Source organism: Actinomyces ruminicola, from assembly GCF_900103885.1.
Taxonomy (GTDB): domain Bacteria; phylum Actinomycetota; class Actinomycetes; order Actinomycetales; family Actinomycetaceae; genus Actinomyces; species Actinomyces ruminicola.
Window position 1 is genome coordinate 35,733 of the sequence record NZ_FNIM01000011.1, and the last position, 19,399, is coordinate 55,131.

The following is a 19,399-nucleotide window of genomic DNA, read 5'->3' on the forward strand; positions in this document are numbered from 1 at the left end:
CGCGGGCTCAGCCGCCCGCGAAGGGCGGCAGCACGTCCACCCGGTCGCCGTCGCGCAACTCTGTCAGTGAATCGGACGGGGTCGAAACCGAATTGACCAGGTAGCTGGACACGCCGATGACCTTGGCCAGTTCCAGCCCGCGCCCGGCCAGCAGCTCGCGCAGCCCGGCCAGGGTCATGCCGGTGGGCAGCTCCAGCCGCTCCTCGGCGCACCCGGCGGCCGCGGCTGCCGCGGCGAAGTAATGCACTTCGAGCACCATGAGGTCGGGGTTGCCGGTGTCGGCCGTGTTGGTCAAGACGCCTCTCCTTGGTTGTGTGTAGTCCTGGGGCGTGGTGTGAGCGCAACGGCTCGGGGGGACTCGTCGGTTCAGGAACTGACTGTATAGCTGCGGGCGCAGGGGCCGGCAAACGGTGCCCGCGGTGGCGACGTCGACGACTGGATGCGCTCGAGCCCCACTCCGCACGACCTCGTTGGCGAGGATTGTCGGCCCGGCAGGATGGCCTGCCCGGAGTCGGCGCAGCAATTGTGCCGCCTTCCTCGACTCGGACCGATCTCGGCACGTGACTTCTACCGATCTCGGCACGTGACTTCTACCGATCTCGGCGCGCGGGGTTGGGGGTTCAGCCGCCGATGGCGGACATGGTGCGGGTGGGGGTGGTGAACCCGTCGGGCGCCGCTTGCGGATCATCCGTTCCGTGCGCGCGCGGCTTTCCCCAGGTCGCAGTGGTCCAGAGGCGCAGCAGCTCCTCGTCGTCGGCGCCCGCACGCAGGGGGCCGCGCAGGTCCGTGTCGGTGGTCGAGAACAGACAGGTGAGCAGGCGGCCATTGGCGGTGATCCGGGTGCGGTCGCAGTCGGCGCAGAAGGGCGTGGTAACCGAGGCGATCACCCCGACCCGCCCCGCCGGATAATCCAGTCCGTCCGGACCGGTGCCCGCGGCGACGTCCCACAGTGCGGCCGGGCGCCGGTCGGGCCGGCCCGCCGGGGCGAGCGTGAAACCCGCCCGCCGCAGCACCGCCAGCACCTGCTGCGCGCCGACGACGTCGCCGGCCCGCCAGGATCCGCGCGGGCCCAGCGGCATGTGCTCGATGAAGCGCAGCTGCCATCCACGACGCAGGCACTCGGCCAGCAGCCGCGGCGCCCGCTCATCAAGGCCGCCGGGGACGGCCACCGCGTTGACCTTGATGGGGGAGAGCCCAGCGTCCTGGGCGCCCGCGACTCCGCGGAGCACATCCCCCAGCCGGTCGCGGCGCGTCAGCCGTGCGTACTCACCCGGGTCGAGGGCGTCGATGGAGACGTTGACCCGGTCCAAACCGGCCGCGCGCAGCCCGGCGGCCCGCCTCTCCAGGCCCAGGGCGTTGGTGGTAAGCCCGATGTCCGGCTTGAAGCCGCCGCGGGTGCGCAGCCCCGCCATGGCGGCGACGATCTCCTCCAGGTCGCGGCGCAGCAGCGGCTCCCCGCCGGTGAGCCGGATCCGCTCCACGCCCAGGCGCTCAACCGCCAACCGCGCCAGCCGGGCGAGCTCGTCCACAGTCAGCAGCTGCGGGCCGGGCAACCACTCCAGGCCCTGCTCCGGCATGCAGTAGGTGCAGCGCAGGTTGCAGCGGTCGGTCACCGACAGGCGCAGGTCACGCACGGTGCGCCCGAAGCGATCCACCAATTGATCCGGGACGGCCGCGGGCGCGGCGACGACGGCCTGCGCACTCATGCGGTGATGGTACTCAGCCGACCCGGAGGATCTCCACGCGGGCGAAGCCGTCCTCCACCTCCAGCAGCGTGTGCTCCACGGTCATGGGCAGCTGGTCGATCTGTGCCAGCAGCGGCGTGGGCACGTGCGGGGCGAGAAGGTCGAAGCCCTCGCCCACGCCCAGCGAGGAGACTGCGCCGAGGACCGCGGGGTGGCGCAGTCGGTGAGGGATGGGGCGCACATCCAGGGTCAGGCGCTCTGCGCCCGCCCCGCCGCAGCCGCACCCACAGCCGCCGTGGGAGCGGGTCTCCTGGATCGGGATGAGTCTGGGGTCTGCGCTCAAGGGTGCCTCCTGGTGCATGGTTCCGGATGCTGATGCGGTGGGCCCCGTCCCGGTGCGCTGGCGCGGTCGGGCTCGGGGACTCCCGGCACGGACCGGCTGTGGAGCCGGTCCGGTAGTACATGATTGCCGGGAGCCACCACATTTTATTACGGTATCGGGCATGGAAAACAAGGTGGCGGTCGTCCTGCCGTGCAGCCCTCGGCGGCGTCGCCGCCTGGCGCGCCGCCCTGGCCGCACGCGTAGACGAGCAGGACACGACGCCACCGGCAGCACCACCGCGGTGACCGTCACGGTGGAGGGCATGCGCTTCGTGCCCGACGCGGTGGAGCCCTCCGACGCCGCGCTGGCGCCCGCCGACACCTCAGCCACCGTCCACGAGCGCACCCTCACCGTCACCGAGCAGGCCATGCACGTGGGCGGCGGCGTCACCCAGCGGCGCATGACCTCCAGCGGGCGGGTGCCCGGCCCGGTGCTGCGCGGCAAGGTGGGCGACACCTTCCTCATCACCCTGGTCAATGACGGCTCCATGAGTCACTCGATCGACTTCCACGTCGGCGTGGTCCCACCCGACGAGGTGATGCGCTCCATCGATCCCGGCGACTCCCTCGTCTACGAGTTCACGGCGCAGCGCTCGGGCATCTAGCTGTGCCACTGCTCCACGGCCCCGATGAGTGTCCACCTGGACGGCGGCATGCACGGCGCCGTCATCATCGATCCGCCCGGGCCGACCGAGGTGGACCGCGCATACGTGATGATCCAGTCGGAGGTCTACCTCGGTCTTGCGGGCGGCGGGACCGACGCGGACAAGGTGTCCGCCAAGGCCCCGACCTGCTGGCCTTGGCGGGGCCTGGTCCGGGGGCGGGCAGGCGCTCGGCCTGCAGCCGGCCCAGGGCGGATTCGTCGAATGCGTGCCGCCCGCTCCGGGCGCCTACGCGCTTGTGAGCCACGCCTTCGCCCATATGGAGAAATGGAGAAGGGGCCATGGGACGCCTGCGGGTCAGCGCTTGAGTGCTGGAAAGCGCTTAGCGTGGGCGGGCGCCGCTTCCGTGACGGCGGTGGCGGTGACGTGGCAGCCATCGGCGCACAGTGGAGTGACCGAGAATCGGATCGATCCTGCGGGGCCGTCCACTGCGTCGTCGGACCTTGGGGCATCCGCCGGCGCCTTGCCGTATCGCTCATTGAGGAATCCCTGATGCATCAGGCACACCAATGCGTGGGGCGGACGCGAGGAGGTGACCAGCGGACAGGCCTTGAGAACCACCTGCTCGCCGTCGAATTCGGGTGCGAATCCCATGACCGACAGGTGCGGCAGCAGGGCCTCCAACTGCGCGGCCGGGTTGGCGGCCTGTGCCGATGGGGCAGCGGGATCGGCTGGCGTCAGCTGCGCCCAGCGCCTTCCGATCGCCAGTGCTCGCTGCCGGGCCTGCTCGCCGTCGCCGAGCTGATCGACGATTGCATCCAGCAGCGCCAGGTAGGAGCCGACCACCTGCGCCGGGTCGGGCCCGGCGGGTGCATAGCGCAGGGCGGGGCGGCCGCGGCGGCCGGTGGAGCTGGTGGACACGGTGACGAGGCCTGCCTCCACCAGGGCGTCCAGATGCTCGCGCACGGTGTTGTGATGCAGGTCCAGGGCCCGGGCTACTTGCGCGGCGGTCAGCGGGTGGGAGGCGTGCTCGATCTCCTCGAGTACCCGACGACGTGCCTGGGAGAGCTCTGCCCGTGCAGACAGGTCCGCCCAGGCGGGGCGAGGCAGATGCGCCGCGGCGGCCAGGGGGACGGACATATGCTCAGGCTAACGTCTGCCAAAGCCGGAAGTTGGGAAAACGACCGGCTGAACACAGCGCGTGTTTCTTCGTCCTCAGCCGTCCCTCACCGCCGCGTACGTGCGGGGCGGGTCATGGCCCAGTAGGTTGGCAGTGGGGGAGCAGCAAGTGTGGCCGTCAAGGTGAATCCCAGGCGCTGGTACAGCCGTCGCGAGCCAGGCGTGGTCGATTCCAGATGCGCGGTCATGCCGTCGGCGTCCACGCGTTTAAGACCGTGGCGCAGCAGTGCGGTGCCGGTGCCGTTGCCGCGGGCTTCGGGAACGACGGCGAGCATGTACAGGTACCAGTACGGATGGGGCGGCTGGGCGGCCGCGCACTGGACGACGTCGAGCCGCACCAGTTCCCAGGCGTCGCCGAGCAGGCTCGGATCGAGACCGGTGGACAAATCGGGACCGAAGGCGCGTGTTGCATCCTCGCCGAGGGAAGGGGCGTCCCACAGCGCGACGCCGAGCACGCGATCGCCGGGACCGGCGTCGTCGTCGATCATCAGGTCCACGTGTGCGCCGGCGCGGCGGGCGGGATCGGGGGAGAGATAGCGGCCGCCCAGCTCACAGCGATGCAGGTGGCCCAGGGCCGCCCGCGGGTCGGGAGCTGCCTTGGCAATGGTGCGCATGAGCGGGTCGGTGGCGAACACTGTGGTAAGCAGGTCCGCGACGGCGTCCAGGTCCTCCGGTCGGCCCGGCCGGATTACGGTGCTCACCGGCGGTGCGCCGGCGGACTCGTCGGGTCCTCCGCCTCCAGGGCGGGGGCGAGCAGCCGCCGGAAGGAGTCGACGCGGGCCCGGCGCCGCTCCCGCTTGGACGGCTCCAAGTCGCCAGCAGCGGCCCACTCGTCCAGGGCGCATTCGATGACGCCTGTTTGATGCGTGCAGCCGCGCGGGCAGTCCTCGGCGACCTCGGCCAGGTCGGGGAAGCCGCGCAGCACATCGGCGCTGGACACGTGCGCAACCCCGAAGGAGCGCACCCCGGGGGTGTCGATCACCCAGCCGCCGCCCGGCAGCTCGAGTGCCTGCAGGTTGGTGGAGGTGTGGCGGCCGCGGCCGGTGACCTCGTTGACCTCGCCGGTGACCCGGTCCGCCCCGGGCACGAGCGCATTGATGAGCGTCGACTTGCCCACCCCCGAGTGACCGACGAAAACCGAGGTGCGTCCGGTGATCAGCTCGCGGACCGCCTCCACGCCGTCGCCGCCGGCACGGGTGGCCTCCGCCCGGCTGGACGGGTCCAGCCGCGTCGCCACCGAGCGCACCCCCAGAGGCTCGTACAGGGTAAGCAGTGGGGCGGCGTCGGCCAGGTCCGACTTGGTGAGGATCAGCAGCGGCTCCATGCCGGCGTCGTAGGCGGCCACCAGGTAGCGGTCGATCATGCGCGGGCGCGGCTGCGGGTCCGCCAGGGCGGTGACGATCACCAGCAGGTCGGCGTTGGCCACCACCGGCTTCTCCGTGCCGGCGGCGTCGCCGTCCTCGGCGCTGCGGCGCAGCAGGGTGCGCCGCTCCCCCACGCGCACCATGCGGGCGAGGGTGTCCTTGCGGCCGGAGACGTCGCCGACGACGGCTACCCGGTCCCCGACTACGACCTTCCCCCGTCCCAGCTCGCGGGCCTTCATCGCGGTGATGTCCCCGGTGCCGTCGGCGGTGAGGGCGGGGTCCTCCAGGCGGATGCGGTAGTGGCCGCGGTCGATGCGGGTGACCATGCCGGGCACGGCGTCGGCGTGGGCCGGGCGCTGCTTGGTGCGCGGGCGTGACCGCTTGCCGGGGCGCACCCGCACGCGCGGGTCGTCGGTGCCGATGTCGCGGCGGGCCATCAGCGTGCCTCCTGGTCGGTGAGCAGGCTCGTCCAGAGGGCGGGGAAGTCGGGCAGGGTCTTGGCGGTGCAGGCGATGTCGTCCACTTCGATTCCGGGCACGCCCAGGCCGACTACGGCGGCGAAGGTCGCCATCCGGTGATCGGCGTAGGCGCGCAGCCGGGCCGGGCGCAGACGCGCCCCGGCGTGCAGGGCGGCGATCTCCAAGCCGTCGGCGGTCTGGTGGGCCCTCCCACCGACCCGGTTGATCTCGGCCTCCAGCGCGGCCAGGCGGTCGGTCTCGTGCCCGCGCAGGTGGCCGATGCCGCGCAGGCGCGAGGCGTGGCCCTGCGCCGAGGCCAGGGCGGCCAGCGCCGCCACCGTGGGGGTCAGCTCCCCGACGGCGGACAGATCCGCGTCGATCCCGTGCAGCTCGCCTGTGCCGACGGCGGTGAGCGTGAGCGACCCGTCCGCAGCGGGGGCCTCCTCGACGGCGCCGCCCAGGCGCGGCAGCAGCCACCGCCAGGCGTCGCCCGCCTGGGTGGTGCCTCCCGGCCAGCGGCGCACGCCGACGCGCCCGCCCGCCACCAGTGCCGCCGCCAGAAACGGGCCGGCGTTGGACAGGTCCGGCTCAATGACCAGAGTGCCGCCCTGCGGCGTTCCCGGGTGCACCGTCCAGGTGCGCGCGCCCACCGGAGCGTCGGGTGCGGGCTCGTCCACGGTGACGCCGCGCCCGCGCAGGAACTCCACGGTCATCGCCACATGCGGCAGGGACGGCACCGGCCCGGAGGGGGTGACGGCCAGGCCGCCGGGAAGCAGGCACCCGACCAGCAGCAGTGCGGACAGGAACTGGGAGGAACCGGAGGCGTCCACACCCGCTTGGTGCGGCAGGTCGGGGCGGGCCGGGTCGGCCGGACGCAGCAGGGCGCCGTCGCCGGGACCGACCCGCACCGGCAGGAAGCCGGGCTCACCCAGGTACTCAACCTCCGCGCCGAGGGCGGCCAGCGCCTCCAGGAGCGGAGCCAGCGGGCGACGGCGGGCGGCGGCGTCGCCGTCGAAGACCACCGGCGCATCGGCCAGGGCGGCCAGCGGCGGGATGAAGCGCATGACCGTGCCGGCCAGGCCACAGTCGATGCGGGCCACGGCGTCGCCGTCGGCGCGGGTCGGGAACGGGCGCGGCGCGGGCGTGACTCGCAGCGCGGCGTCGGCGCAGCCGCCGGACTCATCGGGAAGCTCCTCGAAGCGCGCCCCCAGCGTGGTCAGGGCGGCGCGCATGAGCTCGGTGTCGCGCGAGCGCAGGGCGCCGTGCAGCGTGGTCGGGCCGTCCGCCACCGCCGCCGTCACCAGCGCCCGCGCCGAAAGCGACTTCGACCCCGGCAGCTCCACGACGGCGTCCAGCGGGCCGGAGGCCACGGGCGCCGGCCAGGGGGCGGATACGACTGAGACCACAGCGGTCACAACGCGTCGATGATGGCGTTCAGGGCCGCGCTCGGGCGCATGACGGCGTCGGCCAGGGCCGGGTCGGGCAGGTAGTAGCCGCCCAGCTCGACCGGGTGCCCCTGCACCGCCACCAACTCGGCCTGCACCGCCTCATTGACCTCGCCCAGCCGCTCGGCCACCGGCGCGAAGCGGGCCGCCAGGTCGGCGTCGGCCGTCTGCGCCGCCAGCTCGCGCGCCCAGTACAGGGCCAGCCAGGCGTGGGAGCCGCGGTTGTCGATGCCGCCCAGACGTCGGGCGGGGGAGCGCTCCTCCTCCAACAGGGTGGTGGTGGCCGCGTCCAGGGCGTCGGCCAGCACCGTGGCCCGGGCGTTCCCGCTCACCTGCGCCACGTGCCGCAGCGCCTCGGCCAGTGCCAGGAACTCGCCCAGGGAGTCCCAGCGCAGGTAGTCCTCCTCCAGCAGCTGGCGCACGTGCTTGGGGGCGGAGCCGCCCGCGCCCGTCTCATACAGGCCGCCGCCGTTCATGAGCGGCACCACCGACAACATCTTGGCGCTGGTGCCCACCTCCAGGATGGGGAACAGATCCGTGTTGTAGTCGCGCAGCACGTTCCCGGTCACGGAAATCGTGTCCTCGCCCCGGCGGGCCCGCTCCAGGGACAGGCGGGTGGCCGCCACCGGGTCCAGGATGCGGATGTCCAGGCCGGTGGTGTCCTCGGCCGCCAGGTAGCGCTCCACCAGGGAGGCGATGGTGCGGTCGTGGGCGCGCTCGGGATCCAGCCAGAACACGGCGGGCGCCCCGGTGGCGCGGGCCCGCACCACGGCCAGGTGCACCCAGTCGCGCACGGCAGCGTCCTGGGTCTGGCAGGCGCGCCAGATGTCACCGTCCTCGACGGCGTGGGAGAGCAGCACCGTGCCGGCCGCCCGGCCCGTGCCCTGGGTGACGACCACCTCGACGGTGCCGTCGGCCGGGATCAGGAAGGTCTTGTCGTGGCTGCCGTACTCCTCGGCCTTGCGGGCCATCAGCCCCACGTTCGGCACCGAGCCCATGGTGCGCGGGTCCAGGGCCCCGTGGGCCTTGCAATCGTCGATCACGGCCTGGTAGACGCCGGCGTAGGAGGAGTCCGGGATGACGGCGAGGGTGTCGTCCTGGCCGCCGTCGGCGTCCCACAGCTTGCCGCCGGCCCGGATCATGGCGGGCATGGAGGCGTCGATAATGACGTCGGAGGGCACGTGCAGGTTGGTGATGCCGCGGGTGGAGTCCACCATGTTCAGCCGCGGGCCGAGCTCCAGCTCCTCCTGCAGGCTCGCCCGGATCCGCTCTCCCTCGGGCAGGGCGTCCAGACCCGCCAGGATGGAGGCCAGCCCGTCCTCCGCGCGCAGCCCGGCCTCCGCCAGTACTAAGCCGAAGGCGTTGAAGGTCATGGGGAAGAAGGCGCGCACCACGTGCCCGAAGATGAGCGGGTCGGAGACCTTCATCATGGTGGCCTTCAGATGCACCGACAGCAGCACGTCGTCGGCCTTGGCAGCGGCATTGGCCCCCACCAGGAACTCGTCCAGCGCGCGGGCCGACATGAAGGTGGCGTCCACCACCTCCCCGGCCGTCACCGGCAGCGCCTCCCGCAGTACCACCGGCTGCCCGCCGTCGGCGGGAACCAGCCGGATCTGCACGGTGCCCGCCTCGGGGATCACCACGGAGCGCTCGTTGTGGCGGAAGTCGTCGGCATCCATGGTGGCCACGCGCGTCTTGGAGTCCGGGCTCCACGCGCCCATGGAGTGCGGGTGACTGCGGGCGTAGGCCTTGACGGCCCTCGGGGCGCGCCGGTCGGAGTTGCCCTCGCGCAGCACCGGGTTCACGGCGCTGCCCTTGACGGCGTCGTAGGCGGCGCGCACTTCCCGCTCGGCGTCGGTGGTCGGCTCGTCGGGGTAGTCGGGCAACTCGTAGCCCTTGTCGCGCAGCTCGGCGATTGCGGCCTTGAGCTGCGGCAGGGAGGCGGAGACGTTGGGGAGCTTGATGATGGTGGCCGCCGGGTCCTGGGTGAGGGCGCCGAGCCGGGCCAGGTCGTCGTCCGCCAGGCCGAAGGCCGCCAGGATGCGGCCCGCCAAGGAGATGTCGGCGGTGCCCACGCTCACGTCTGCGGCGCGGGTGAATCCCTTGATGATCGGCAGAAGGGAGCGGGTCGCCAGCATCGGCGCCTCGTCGGTCAGCGTGTAAACGATGTCGGGCGTCGCGGCGGGGGCGCTGTTGGCGTTGTGGTCGGTCACCGGTCGTGTTCCTTCATGCTGCTCGAGGTCGGGGGAGAGCCGTTCCCCGGATGCCGACAGCGGTCGGCGGGGGGCTTCCACCAACGAGGGTAGCGCCACGCGGCGGTTACTTGCGTCGAGACCGGCACTAGTGACATGCCGAGACCGGCACTAGTGACACGGCCCTGGCGAATGACTGCTCGCCGGTGAGGCTTCGGGAAGTCTGACAGCTCGGCGGGCTCTGGTCGATGAGTATTCGGCCAGCATTCGCCTGCCTGCCGGGCGGGATTGCACACGGGAGCTGTCGGGACAATACCGGCCAATCCGGTTTTTTCGTTGGTTTTATGCGGAAAACGCGGATAGGGGCGGCAGGCGCTGAAGGTGCTCCGGTGTGCGGCGGGGACTCCGTCGCACACCGGAAGCGCCTCACGCATTCAGGTGTTTGAAGAAAACCGCGGAATCATGCGGAATACGGCCGCGTGTGCAGAGCGGACGTGTGCAACCCGGGGCTAGGCCCGGACAAGCGTGTGGCCTAGGGGCGCATGCCGCGTGCGTGCAACTGGAATGAGCCTCCGGCGGGAGCGGCTTGAACATGCCGCGCGTTGTCGGAGGCAGTCATGCGCGTCGTGTCCGCTGAGCGCTTCAAGCCGCCTGTGTCGGCTCGTACTGGGCGCGCACCTGCGCCTGCGCCGCCGCGATGGCGGCCTGGACCCGGCGCCGGTTCTCCCGCCGCCACGCCAGTGACGGGCGTCCCTCACGGTCAACTGCGGACAGGGCCAGCCCCGCCCCGACGGCGGTGCCGCGCATGAGTCCCGACAATGCCTGCTTGCGGGCGTCCTGTCCCTTCACGGCCCACACCGGGTTGTTGACCAGCGTCAGCGGGACATTGAGCGCGGCCAGTACCGCTGCGCACGTGCGCGGCGCCCGACCGGTGGCCAGCCCCAGGCCGGCCAGCACGCTCACGGCCCCACTGACGCGGGTGAGCAGTTCGGCATCCGAGTGCAGCACCGGTGGCAGCCCGGCCCTCTCCAGCACGGGCTGCACCTTCTCGAACTTCTCCGCGTGTCGCTTGGGTCGGGCGAGGGCGTCAATGCCATCGACGACGAAGGGGGCGGCGAGAGCCGGGCGGGCAACGGTGCGCAGAAGGTCCATGCCCCTATCCTCTCGCACTAGGCGCCTGGGGGCCAGCGATAGAGCGACGAATCCGCCGTACCGGGTCCGGCGGCCGGCCGATGCGGCGGGTCGGTAGGCGGCCGGCGGGAATGCGCCGGCGTGCGGCGCCGTTGAGACGGCGATGATTGCTTCCTCCACCCGTCCCGCCCCGGGGCCGTCCCCCAGCGCCACTCCAGGTGGCGCCATCGGCATGGCCCCGGACGCGGCGTTCGCTATCAGACCACTCGCCCACCGTGTCGATCCGCAGCGCACCACCGGTTTGGGCGGGCTAGGCTCGTGGACGATGACGGACTCAGACAACCTCAGCCCTGCGGACCCGCCCGGCAGCGTGGCGCAGACGCCTACGGACGCCGACACCGATGAACTCGACCGCGCCCCGGCCGACGAGTCCGCCGCCGCCCGCGCTGCGCGCTTCGAGGCTGACGCTCTGCCCTACCTCGACCAGCTCTACGGTGCCGCCCTGCGCATGACCCGTAACCCGGCTGACGCCGAGGACCTCGTCCAGGACACCTACGCCCGGGCCTTCGGCGCCTTCCACCAGTACCGGCCCGGCACCAACCTCAAGGCCTGGCTCTACCGCATCCTGACTAACACCTTCATCAACACCTACCGCAAGAAGCAGCGTGAGCCGCTGCAGTCCGACGCCGACACGGTTGAGGACTGGCAGCTGCATCGGGCGGCCTCCCACGACTCCGTCGGGCTGCCCAGCGCCGAGAACCTCGCCCTGGACGAGTTGCCGGACGAGGAGATCAAGGACGCGCTGGGGGAACTCAGCGAGGAACGGCGCCTGGCCGTGTACCTCGCCGATGTCGAGGGCTTCTCCTACAAGGAGATCGCGGACATCATGGGCACCCCCATCGGCACCGTCATGTCGCGCCTGCACCGCGGGCGGCGGCAGCTGCGCGAGCTGCTGGCGGACCACGCCCGGCAGCTGGGATACATCGGCGAGGAGGAGAAGCACTGATGGGCGAGAAGAATCCGACCGAACCCTGCTCGTGCTCCGAGGCCCGCGCGTATCTGGAGCGCTTCCTGGATCAGGAGTGCGACCAGGACCTTCAGACGCGTCTGGCCGAGCATGTCGACTCCTGTGAGCACTGCTCCCGCCAGGCCGACGCCGAACGGCACCTGCGCGAGCTGGTCCGCTCCCGCTGTGCCGAGCAGGCCCCGGCGGCGCTGCGCGCCCGCGTCCTGGGCTACCTGTCCACCGCGCGCATCACCTCCACGACGACGGTCGGTGTCTCGACCACCCGGATCACGACGACGGTGGTGCGCACCGAGCGCTTCGGACGCGGCTGAGGCGTCTGCGTTCCCGCTGTGGTCTCCCCGGCCACGGCACCGCGTGTGCTGTTGCCGTCCGCTTGTGTCCGCACTCACCGTGCGGGCGGCGCGGTCGGCTGGCAGCATCCGGGCGCAGTGTGCGAAGATACCCGGCGTTCCGTGCCCCTCGGGGCGGAGAAGAAACACCAGACATGAGGAGGCAGGAATGAGCAAGCGCGGTCGTAAGCGCCGTTCGCGCGCCAAGAACAGCGCCAACCACGGCAAGCGTCCCAACGCCTGAGCCGGGTGGCGCACACCCAAGCATTGAGGATCGGCCGGTCACCGCAGCGGTGACCGGCCGATTGCTGCTGTGTCCAGGACCCGAGCCGGGAGATCGCGTCGCCGCCGAGGTGACCGCAGTAGGCCGAGCCCGCGCGTTTCGCGGCCGAGGGACGTCGGCTTGGTCACGTTCACCGCGGCGCGGGCACACCCAGCCACTCGTACCAGCCGCGGTGCAGCACCAGCCAGGCCAGCAAGCCGTATCCCGCCTGGCCCGGGTGCCCGCCGCCATCGGAGACGACGTCGGTCATCCACTGGTCGTGATTGCGCAGCGGCTCGAAGGTCTCCACGTAGGGGATGCCCCGGCGCTGACACACCTCACCGACCGCGCGCGACAGGGCGGCGGTGCCGTCGGGGTCGGCGTTCGGCAGCGGCGGCGGGCCGACCACGAAGCAGGAGCGGTGCTCGCTGGTGGCCGCATCCAGCACGTTGGCGATGGCCAGGCGGGAGCGTGCGTGAGAGACGCCGGCAAGCACGTCGGCCACCCCCAGGCCGATAACCAGCCGATTGACGCCGGTGGTCGTGGTCCGGCGGGCCACCTCGCCCTGCCAGCGCTCGGCCAGCCGCGCCGTGGTCTCGCCCGGGACCGCCAGCGTGTTCCACATGATGCCGAGCTCACGGGGTGTGCGGGCCATCACCCGTCCGGTCCACCCCAGGGCGCGGGCGTCCCCGTAGCCGGAGACCAGTTCGTCGCCGATGAAGCACAGGCTCGTGTCGTCCATGGCCATCCGCTCAGCTCCTTCCCACGCGGCAACTGCTTGCCGGTCGCATCGTCCTCGGAGGCTCCCGTCCCGAGCAGGAACCATCCTGCCATTGCCGACGTCAGCGGTTGCGCGCCACTCCCGACGCCTGCAGGTGATAACGTGCCAGCACTATGCGACGACATGCTCGCCGGGCGCGCAGCCGCCCCACCCGCTCCGGCTCGGAAGCCGATCACCCCCACCCTGAGCCCCGCCGATCCGCCGGAGGTCGGCCGTGAGGGAATGGCTCATGGTCGCCGTCGGCGTGCTGCTGACGGCCGGAACCGCGCTGTTCGTCGCCGGGGAGTTCTCCCTGGTGGCCCTCGACCCCTCCACCGTGGAGACCCGCGCCGTCGCCGGCGACCGGGGCGCCGCCCGAGTCCGCCGCGCGCTGACCCGACTGTCCACCCTCCTGTCCGGCGCGCAGGTGGGCATCACCCTGACCACCATTCTGCTCGGCTACACCATGCAGGCGGCGCTGGCCACCCTGCTGACCGGGCTGATGTCCACCTGGCTGGCCCAGTCGGTCGCCGCGGGCGTGGCGGCGACCGCCGCCCTGATCATCGTCAACGCCTTCTCCATGGTGGTCGGCGAGCTCATCCCCAAGAACGCCACCCTGTCCGACCCCATGGCGGCCGCCCGCGCCGTGACTCCCTTCCTCATGGGTTTCAGCACCGCTCTCAGGCCGGTCATCGCGGTGCTGAACGGCACCGCCAACCGGGTACTGCGCCGGATGGGCATCGAACCCGCGGAGGAGATCAGCGGCACGCGCTCCGCCTCCGAGCTGGCGGCCCTGGTGCGGCACAGCGCCGAGGAGGGGGTACTGGACGTCTCCACCGCCACCCTGCTGACCCGCTCCATCGGCGTGGGTGAGCTGACCGCCGTCGACGTCATGACCGACCGCGGTCGTCTGCGCACTCTTGCCGAGCAGGACACGGCCGCCGACGTTGTCGCCCTGGCACGTGCCAGCGGCCACTCCCGCTTCCCCGTCATCGGGGACGACAGCGACGACGTACTCGGCATTGTGCACCTGCGCCGAGCGATCGCCGTGCCCTACGACAAGCGGGGGGAGGTGCCGGTCACCTCCTCCTCCCTGATGACGCCCGCCCACCGCGTGCCGGAGACCATGCCGCTCGCCTCACTGCTGGTCGAACTGCGCGACACCGGCAGCCAGATGGCACTCGTCGTCGACGAGTACGGTGGCACCGCCGGTGTGGTCACCCTCGAAGACGCCGTGGAGGAGATCGTCGGCGACGTCGCCGACGAGCACGACCGACGCCGCTCGGGCGCCCACGCCGACGCCTCCGGTGACTGGCGCGTGCCCGGCTGGCTGCGCCCCGACGAACTCGCCGACCGCGCCGGCGTGTACGTGCCCGACGACGGCCCCTACGAGACCCTGGCCGGCCTGGTCATGACCGAGCTCGGCCGGATTCCCGAGGTCGGTGACGCCGTCGCCACCCCGCAGGCGGTGCTCACCGTGGAGGCCATGGAGGGACGCCGTATCACCCGCCTGCGCATTCACCCGCTCGCCGACGCCGACGCCCCCACCACCGCCGAGGGAGCAGAACCGGGGCCGGACGACGCGGCCGCCGGGGGAGGGGGGACGAGATGAGCACCTCCCTCGCCCTGTTCCTGACCGTGGCGCTGCTGGCGGGGAACGCGTTCTTCGTGGCCGCCGAGTTCGCCGTCACCTCCTCGCGCCGCGCCCGGCTGGAGCCGCTAGCACAGGCCGGCGACCGGCGCGCCGCCACCGCCCTGTGGGCGCTCCAGCACGTCTCCCGCATGCTCGCCACCGCCCAACTCGGCGTGACGGTGTGCTCCACCGGACTGGGGGTGGTCGCCGAACCGGCCATCGCCCACCTGCTGGCCCCGCTGCTCACACGTGTGGGCGTCGGCGCCGCCGGAGCGCACGCGATCGCCGTGGCGCTGGCCCTGGTGATCGTCGTGTACGCCCACGTCGTCGCCGGGGAGATGGTGCCCAAGAATCTTTCCATCTCCGCCCCCGAGACCGCTGCCCGCTGGATCGTGCCGCCGTTGGTGCGCATCTCCCGGATCCTCGGTCCGGTCATCACCGCCCTCAACGGTTTCGCCAACGGGGTGCTGCACCTGGTGGGCATCGAGACCAGGGAGGAGGTCTCGGCCGCCTTCAACGCGGCCGAGGTCGCCTCCATCGTGGAACGCTCCACCGCTGAGGGGGTTCTCGACGACGAGACCGGCCTGCTGTCCGGTGCGCTGGAGTTCTCCGAGGAGACCGCCGGCAGCGTGATGGTGCCGGTCGCCGCCCTGATCACCCTCTCGAGCCGGTGCACGCCGGAGGACGTCGAGCACGCGGTGGCCGCCACCGGCTACTCCCGCTTCCCGGTCGTGAGGGCGGCGCCCTCCGCCGCCGGTCCCGCGGCGGAGCCCGCACCCGGCTCCGCCGCCGACCGGCCGGACGCGGGCATCATCGGCTATCTGCATCTCAAGGACGTGCTGTACGCCGAGGATGCGGAGCGCTCCGAGCCGGTGCCGTCCTGGCGAGTGCGTGCGCTCGTGCCGGTACGCGCCGACGACGAGGTGGAGGATGTGCTGGCGTCGATGCAGCGCTCCGGCGCACACCTTGGCCGCGTGGAGGACGAGACCGGAACCACTCTCGGTGTGGTCTTCCTGGAAGACATTCTCGAAGAACTCGTCGGCGAGGTGCATGACGCCATGCAGCGGGAGGAGCACCGGCGGCGAGACCTGAGCCAGGGCTGAGCCCTCCGGAGGTGTGACGGCCGTCCTGGCAGGGACGCATCACGTTTGGTTAAAGTGCGGCAGTCGGCCGTGACGGCGGCCGCGAGCACTACCTATGGAGGCACTGCGTGTCCGAACAGCCCATGACACGGCGCCAGCGTCGTGACGCGGAGCGCGCAGCCGAACGCGAACGGGCGGTCGCCGCACAGGCCGCCGACCTACCCCCCTCATATGGTCCCGCGCCGCGCGCGTCGGTCCCCGCCGCACCCGCTGCGGCCTCTGCTCCCCGGCGATCCCATGTTCCCCGGCAATCCCGCCCGGCCGATCCGGCCGGCGGTAACGCCGCCCCTCAGGCCGCTCAGACCACCTACCCGCCCGCACCACGGCAGCGCAGCCGCAGCCGCGCGGGGACGGTCGGGCGCGCCGGAGTGCTCACGGTCCTCGCTCTAGTAACCGTCGTCGCCCCCCTCACCTCGAACCTCCCGACCGGCCCGCAGGCGGTCGCCGCCCTGGGAGCCGGCAGCGCGGACCCGACCGGCACCGGAACGACCGATCCCTCCTCCTCGATCGCGGCCGCAGTGCTCGGATCCGACGCCGACGTCGATACCGACTCCGAGCTGTCCAACGTGCCCGACGCCGCCACCCTGGCCCGCATCCGCGAGGCCTACGAGAACGCGTCGACCACCTGCGCCGCACAGACCTCCGGCGCCTCCGGCGACACCGCCGCATTCAACTCCGCCCCCGAGCTGTTCTCCCCCATGATCGAGGGCACCTACACGGTCTCCTCCCCGTACGGCTACCGCCTGCACCCCACCCTGGGCTACATGAAGCTTCACGCCGGTCAGGACTATTCCGCCTCTGCAGGCACGCCCATCTACGCGGCTGCGGCGGGCACCGTCGTGGCCGCCGGCATGGTGGACGGCACCGGCACCGTCACCATTGAGCACGAGGTCGACGGCGAGACCTGGTACACCAGCTACCTGCACATGTACGAGGACGGCATCTACGTCTCCGAGGGCGACCAGGTGGAGGCCGGCCAGCTCATCGCCGGCGTCGGCTCTACCGGATACTCCACCGGTCCGCACCTGCACTTCGAGGTGCGCACCGCCAATGACACCGCGGACTCCTCTACCGTCGACCCGGAGAAGTGGCTCAAGGAGCACGGCGCCGTCGAGCTGACCACCGACTGCGCCTGAACGCCCACACGAGTCGCGGCCGCCGAGACAAACCGACAGGAAGCCGACCATGTCCCCCTCACGCCGTTGCGCCGTCGTCGCCCACCGGGGCGGGGGCGTCGAGGTCCCCGAGAACACGTGGAGCGCCGTCGAGCACGTGGCCGAACTCGGCCTGACCTGGATGGAGACCGATCTGCGGGCCACCGCCGACGGCGTCGTAGTCCTCTCCCACGACGCGGACCTGCTGCGCACCGCGGGGGATCCGCGGCGCATCGGGGAGTTGGCCTGGGAGGAGCTGGCGCAGGTGGACGCGGGCGACGGGCGTTCCTTCGTGCGCCTGGACGAGGCGCTCGCCGCCCATCCGGGAATCAGCTTTAACATCGACCTGAAGGACTCCGCCGTCGTCCAGCCCGCGCTGCAGGCGGTGCGCGAGGCCGACGCCCTGGGGCGGGTGCGCTTCGCCTCCTTCTCGGCGCGCCGCCTGGCGGTGCTGCGGCGACAGGAGCCGCGGGCGACCACCTCGCTGGGGATAGGGGACGTCGCCGGGCTCATGCTGCTCAGCGAGGCGGCCGTGCCGGTGCCGCACACCCGCTGGGCCTGGACCAGGGGGCGCGTCGACGCCGCCCAGGTGCCGGTCAGCTATCACCGCGTGCCCGTGGTGACGCGTCGCTTCATCGCCCGGGCGCACGCCGCCGGGCTGGAGGTGCACGTGTGGACCGTGGACGACCCCGAGCAGATGCGCTCCCTGGCCGCCCGCGGAGTCGACGCCGTCATCACCGACCGCCCCGCCCTGGCGCTGGACGTGCTCGGCTGAGGCCCCCGGGGCGCGGCGGCGCTGAGCAAGGGGCATGAAGCGGCGCCAGAGCCGTGACAGCAGGGGAGTTGCGGGCGAGAATCGGGGCATGACCACTCCCGCCCAGCACGTCGCCTCCACCCCGATCGCCGTTCCCACGGAGGACGCCGGCCCCCGCGTGCAGACCGCCTGCGGGCCGGTGCGCGGTGTGTGGCGCGACATCGTCTCCGCCCCCGATCGTGTCGGCCCGGCCGCGCGCTACGAGCGCTCCGCCGCCTTCTACGGCATTCCCTATGCTGAGGCGCCGGTGGGGGAGCGGCGCTTCATGGCACCGGTGCGGCGCGGTTGCTGGACCGAGGAGCGCGCCGCCGTCGTCCCGGCTGCGACGCCGCAGCGCGGTTCGATCTTTCCGGACCCGGCCATCCCCGAGCCGAGCGTGCCGGGGGACGACTTCCTGACTCTCAACGTCTTCACGCCCACGCCCGCGGATGAGGAGGCGCGCCTGCCGGTGCTGGTGTGGATTCACGGCGGCGGCTGGACCTCCGGCTCCCACAACTCGCCCTGGTATGACGGCGCCGCCTTCAACCGCGACGGCGTGGTCACCGTGTCGGTCGCCTACCGGCTCGGATTCGACGGCTACGGGTTCATCGCCGACTCCGACGCCCCGTACAACCGAGCTGTCCTGGACCAGGTCATGGCCCTGGAATGGGTGCGTGACAACATTGCCCGCTTCGGCGGGGATCCGGGCCGGGTGACGATCGGAGGGCAGAGTGCCGGCGGTGGTAACTCCATGGTGCTGCTGTCCGTGCCCCGCGCCCGGGGACTGTTCCACGGCGTCATCTCCGAATCAGGTGCCGTTCCTGACGCGCCGGCCGCGCGCAACGCCGACAACGCCGCGCGCATGGCCGCCGCACTCGGGGTGGAGCCGAACCTGGCCGGTTACCGGTCTTGCAGCTATGACGAGATCTTCACCGCGCAGAACGGCCTGAACGCCGTTGACGAGCATGCCGACGACGGCGGCGCCACCGCGGCCGGACCGGACCCGGTGGGAGCCGTGGCCGGGGTGCTGGCGGGAATCGGCGAGCCCGATACCGGTATTCCCTTCTGCCCGACCGTCGACGGCGAGATCATCACCGCGCCGATCCGCCAGGCCCTGCGCCGGGGGGACGGGGCGCGGGTGCCGGTCCTCGCCGGCTCGACCACGCACGACTTCGCCTTCTCCGGCATGGCCTACACCGAGGCGATGGCCGAGCGCGACCCGCGCGAGGTGCTGATCGCCGGCGGCATGAGCGAGGCGATGGCCGACCGGCTGCTGGCCGCGCACCACGAGCACGCCGACGCCCCGCATATGGTGATCGGCAACCTCATCTCGGACGGCGTCTTCCACATCCCGCTCGCAGGGTGGTTCCTGGCGCGTGCCGAGCACGCCGAGGCGGCGGGCGCCGTCGACGGCCCGGCCGGCAGCTACGCCTACGAGTTCAGCCACTGCTGCGGACCGATGGGACTGGCGACCCACTGCATGGAGATCCCCTTCGCCTTCGACTGCCTGAACGAGCCCTACTGCGAGCACACGCTCGGCGCCGCGCCGCCGCAGGCGCTCGCGGACGCGATGCACTCGGCCTGGGTACGTTTTGTCGAGACCGGTGATCCCGGATGGGAGCCGTGGACGGGGCGGAGTATCGGCCGCCGTTTCGGCGACAACCGCTCCGGGCAGCTGGTCGTGGCCGCGGACCGCGTCATCTTCGACACCGACCGGGATCTCGCGGCCGGGGCGTGCTGATCGCAGTGCAGTAGCGTGCGGGCAACGCGGAAGCCCCGCCCTGACGTGTGACAACCCGACCTGTTTTGTGCTTTTTTGGCTTGCCAGCCAGGCAAGCCGACGGGCACAATAGAGGGGAGCC

At 72.0% G+C, this 19,399-nt stretch carries 19 protein-coding genes; 9 read left to right on the plus strand and 10 right to left on the minus strand.

The features are described 5' to 3' along the window. Nucleotides 1–7: 7 nt before the first annotated feature. The 3 genes from BLR49_RS09300 to BLR49_RS09310 all read right to left on the minus strand — a co-directional run bounded on the left by BLR49_RS09300 (nucleotide 8) and on the right by BLR49_RS09310 (nucleotide 2,028). A complete protein-coding gene (locus BLR49_RS09300) occupies nucleotides 8–259 on the minus strand; it encodes a MoaD/ThiS family protein (RefSeq protein WP_092536948.1) in 252 nt (83 codons plus the stop codon). 361 nt (nucleotides 260–620) lie between these two features. After that, nucleotides 621–1,706, minus strand: a complete 1,086-nt coding sequence (gene moaA, locus BLR49_RS09305) for a GTP 3',8-cyclase MoaA (RefSeq protein WP_092536823.1) — start codon at nucleotides 1,704–1,706, stop codon at nucleotides 621–623. A 13-nt stretch (nucleotides 1,707–1,719) separates the two neighbouring features. Then, complete coding sequence (locus tag BLR49_RS09310; RefSeq protein WP_092536951.1) at nucleotides 1,720–2,028, minus strand: DUF2249 domain-containing protein; 309 nt, start codon at nucleotides 2,026–2,028, stop codon at nucleotides 1,720–1,722. 160 nt (nucleotides 2,029–2,188) lie between these two features. Here BLR49_RS09310 and BLR49_RS13690 point away from each other — a divergent pair, with 160 nt between their 5' ends. Beyond that, nucleotides 2,189–2,671 (plus strand): multicopper oxidase domain-containing protein, encoded by a 483-nt coding sequence (locus BLR49_RS13690; protein WP_245690581.1) that lies wholly within the window; start codon nucleotides 2,189–2,191, stop codon nucleotides 2,669–2,671. A 354-nt stretch (nucleotides 2,672–3,025) separates the two neighbouring features. Here BLR49_RS13690 and BLR49_RS09320 read toward each other — a convergent pair whose 3' ends face one another. The 6 genes from BLR49_RS09320 to BLR49_RS09345 all read right to left on the minus strand — a co-directional run bounded on the left by BLR49_RS09320 (nucleotide 3,026) and on the right by BLR49_RS09345 (nucleotide 10,458). Then, nucleotides 3,026–3,808: a helix-turn-helix transcriptional regulator gene (locus BLR49_RS09320; protein WP_092536826.1), complete on the minus strand. Its 783-nt coding sequence runs from the start codon at nucleotides 3,806–3,808 to the stop codon at nucleotides 3,026–3,028. Between the two features lie 86 nt (nucleotides 3,809–3,894). Next, nucleotides 3,895–4,548, minus strand: a complete 654-nt coding sequence (locus tag BLR49_RS09325) for a GNAT family N-acetyltransferase (protein WP_245690582.1) — start codon at nucleotides 4,546–4,548, stop codon at nucleotides 3,895–3,897. Then, a complete protein-coding gene (gene rsgA, locus BLR49_RS09330; protein ID WP_092536829.1) occupies nucleotides 4,545–5,648 on the minus strand; it encodes a ribosome small subunit-dependent GTPase A in 1,104 nt (367 codons plus the stop codon). Before rsgA ends, BLR49_RS09325 begins: the two co-directional genes overlap by 4 nt. Then, a complete protein-coding gene (aroA, locus tag BLR49_RS09335) occupies nucleotides 5,648–7,084 on the minus strand; it encodes a 3-phosphoshikimate 1-carboxyvinyltransferase (protein WP_245690583.1) in 1,437 nt (478 codons plus the stop codon). The genes rsgA and aroA overlap by 1 nt, the downstream gene beginning before the upstream one ends. Beyond that, complete coding sequence (locus tag BLR49_RS09340) at nucleotides 7,081–9,327, minus strand: NADP-dependent isocitrate dehydrogenase (protein ID WP_281241811.1); 2,247 nt, start codon at nucleotides 9,325–9,327, stop codon at nucleotides 7,081–7,083. Before BLR49_RS09340 ends, aroA begins: the two co-directional genes overlap by 4 nt. A gap of 621 nt (nucleotides 9,328–9,948) precedes the next feature. Continuing rightward, nucleotides 9,949–10,458 (minus strand): DoxX family membrane protein, encoded by a 510-nt coding sequence (locus BLR49_RS09345; RefSeq protein ID WP_092536831.1) that lies wholly within the window; start codon nucleotides 10,456–10,458, stop codon nucleotides 9,949–9,951. A 304-nt stretch (nucleotides 10,459–10,762) separates the two neighbouring features. Between BLR49_RS09345 and BLR49_RS09350 the strand changes: the two genes are divergently transcribed. The 3 genes from BLR49_RS09350 to BLR49_RS14000 all read left to right on the plus strand — a co-directional run bounded on the left by BLR49_RS09350 (nucleotide 10,763) and on the right by BLR49_RS14000 (nucleotide 12,037). Continuing rightward, nucleotides 10,763–11,443, plus strand: a complete 681-nt coding sequence (locus BLR49_RS09350) for a sigma-70 family RNA polymerase sigma factor (RefSeq protein ID WP_092536834.1) — start codon at nucleotides 10,763–10,765, stop codon at nucleotides 11,441–11,443. Further along, complete coding sequence (gene rsrA, locus BLR49_RS09355; RefSeq protein ID WP_092536837.1) at nucleotides 11,443–11,775, plus strand: mycothiol system anti-sigma-R factor; 333 nt, start codon at nucleotides 11,443–11,445, stop codon at nucleotides 11,773–11,775. Before BLR49_RS09350 ends, rsrA begins: the two co-directional genes overlap by 1 nt. A gap of 187 nt (nucleotides 11,776–11,962) precedes the next feature. Further along, a complete protein-coding gene (locus BLR49_RS14000) occupies nucleotides 11,963–12,037 on the plus strand; it encodes a 50S ribosomal protein bL37 (protein ID WP_425425768.1) in 75 nt (24 codons plus the stop codon). Nucleotides 12,038–12,206: 169 nt separating this feature from the next. Here BLR49_RS14000 and BLR49_RS09360 read toward each other — a convergent pair whose 3' ends face one another. After that, complete coding sequence (locus tag BLR49_RS09360) at nucleotides 12,207–12,797, minus strand: GDSL-type esterase/lipase family protein (protein WP_092536963.1); 591 nt, start codon at nucleotides 12,795–12,797, stop codon at nucleotides 12,207–12,209. 253 nt (nucleotides 12,798–13,050) lie between these two features. Here BLR49_RS09360 and BLR49_RS09365 point away from each other — a divergent pair, with 253 nt between their 5' ends. From BLR49_RS09365 to BLR49_RS09385, 5 genes are all read left to right on the plus strand, one after another. Next, on the plus strand, nucleotides 13,051–14,427 hold the full coding sequence (locus tag BLR49_RS09365; protein ID WP_176760847.1) for a hemolysin family protein: 1,377 nt from the start codon (nucleotides 13,051–13,053) through the stop codon (nucleotides 14,425–14,427). Then, entirely contained in the window at nucleotides 14,424–15,551 is a 1,128-nt protein-coding gene (locus tag BLR49_RS09370; protein ID WP_092536843.1) for a hemolysin family protein, read from the plus strand. Before BLR49_RS09365 ends, BLR49_RS09370 begins: the two co-directional genes overlap by 4 nt. A 107-nt stretch (nucleotides 15,552–15,658) precedes the next feature. Beyond that, nucleotides 15,659–16,726 carry a M23 family metallopeptidase gene (locus BLR49_RS09375; protein WP_245690584.1) on the plus strand — a complete coding sequence of 356 codons (1,068 nt, stop codon included), beginning with the start codon at nucleotides 15,659–15,661 and terminating at the stop codon, nucleotides 16,724–16,726. 49 nt (nucleotides 16,727–16,775) lie between these two features. Further along, nucleotides 16,776–17,519 (plus strand): glycerophosphodiester phosphodiesterase family protein, encoded by a 744-nt coding sequence (locus BLR49_RS09380; protein WP_092536849.1) that lies wholly within the window; start codon nucleotides 16,776–16,778, stop codon nucleotides 17,517–17,519. An 88-nt stretch (nucleotides 17,520–17,607) separates the two neighbouring features. Further along, nucleotides 17,608–19,278 (plus strand): carboxylesterase/lipase family protein, encoded by a 1,671-nt coding sequence (locus BLR49_RS09385; RefSeq protein ID WP_092536852.1) that lies wholly within the window; start codon nucleotides 17,608–17,610, stop codon nucleotides 19,276–19,278. The last annotated feature ends 121 nt before the right edge of the window (nucleotides 19,279–19,399 follow it).

Coding starts and splice junctions, on each gene's coding strand:
- BLR49_RS09300 (WP_092536948.1), bottom strand. CDS start 259: ATGGTGCTCGAAGTGCATTACTTCGCCGCGGCAGCCGCGGCCGCCGGG.
- moaA (WP_092536823.1), bottom strand. CDS start 1,706: ATGAGTGCGCAGGCCGTCGTCGCCGCGCCCGCGGCCGTCCCGGATCAA.
- BLR49_RS13690 (WP_245690581.1), top strand. CDS start 2,189: ATGGAAAACAAGGTGGCGGTCGTCCTGCCGTGCAGCCCTCGGCGGCGT.
- BLR49_RS09320 (WP_092536826.1), bottom strand. CDS start 3,808: ATGTCCGTCCCCCTGGCCGCCGCGGCGCATCTGCCTCGCCCCGCCTGG.
- rsgA (WP_092536829.1), bottom strand. CDS start 5,648: ATGGCCCGCCGCGACATCGGCACCGACGACCCGCGCGTGCGGGTGCGC.
- BLR49_RS09345 (WP_092536831.1), bottom strand. CDS start 10,458: ATGGACCTTCTGCGCACCGTTGCCCGCCCGGCTCTCGCCGCCCCCTTC.
- BLR49_RS09350 (WP_092536834.1), top strand. CDS start 10,763: ATGACGGACTCAGACAACCTCAGCCCTGCGGACCCGCCCGGCAGCGTG.
- rsrA (WP_092536837.1), top strand. CDS start 11,443: ATGGGCGAGAAGAATCCGACCGAACCCTGCTCGTGCTCCGAGGCCCGC.
- BLR49_RS09360 (WP_092536963.1), bottom strand. CDS start 12,797: ATGGACGACACGAGCCTGTGCTTCATCGGCGACGAACTGGTCTCCGGC.
- BLR49_RS09370 (WP_092536843.1), top strand. CDS start 14,424: ATGAGCACCTCCCTCGCCCTGTTCCTGACCGTGGCGCTGCTGGCGGGG.
- BLR49_RS09380 (WP_092536849.1), top strand. CDS start 16,776: ATGTCCCCCTCACGCCGTTGCGCCGTCGTCGCCCACCGGGGCGGGGGC.
- BLR49_RS09385 (WP_092536852.1), top strand. CDS start 17,608: ATGACCACTCCCGCCCAGCACGTCGCCTCCACCCCGATCGCCGTTCCC.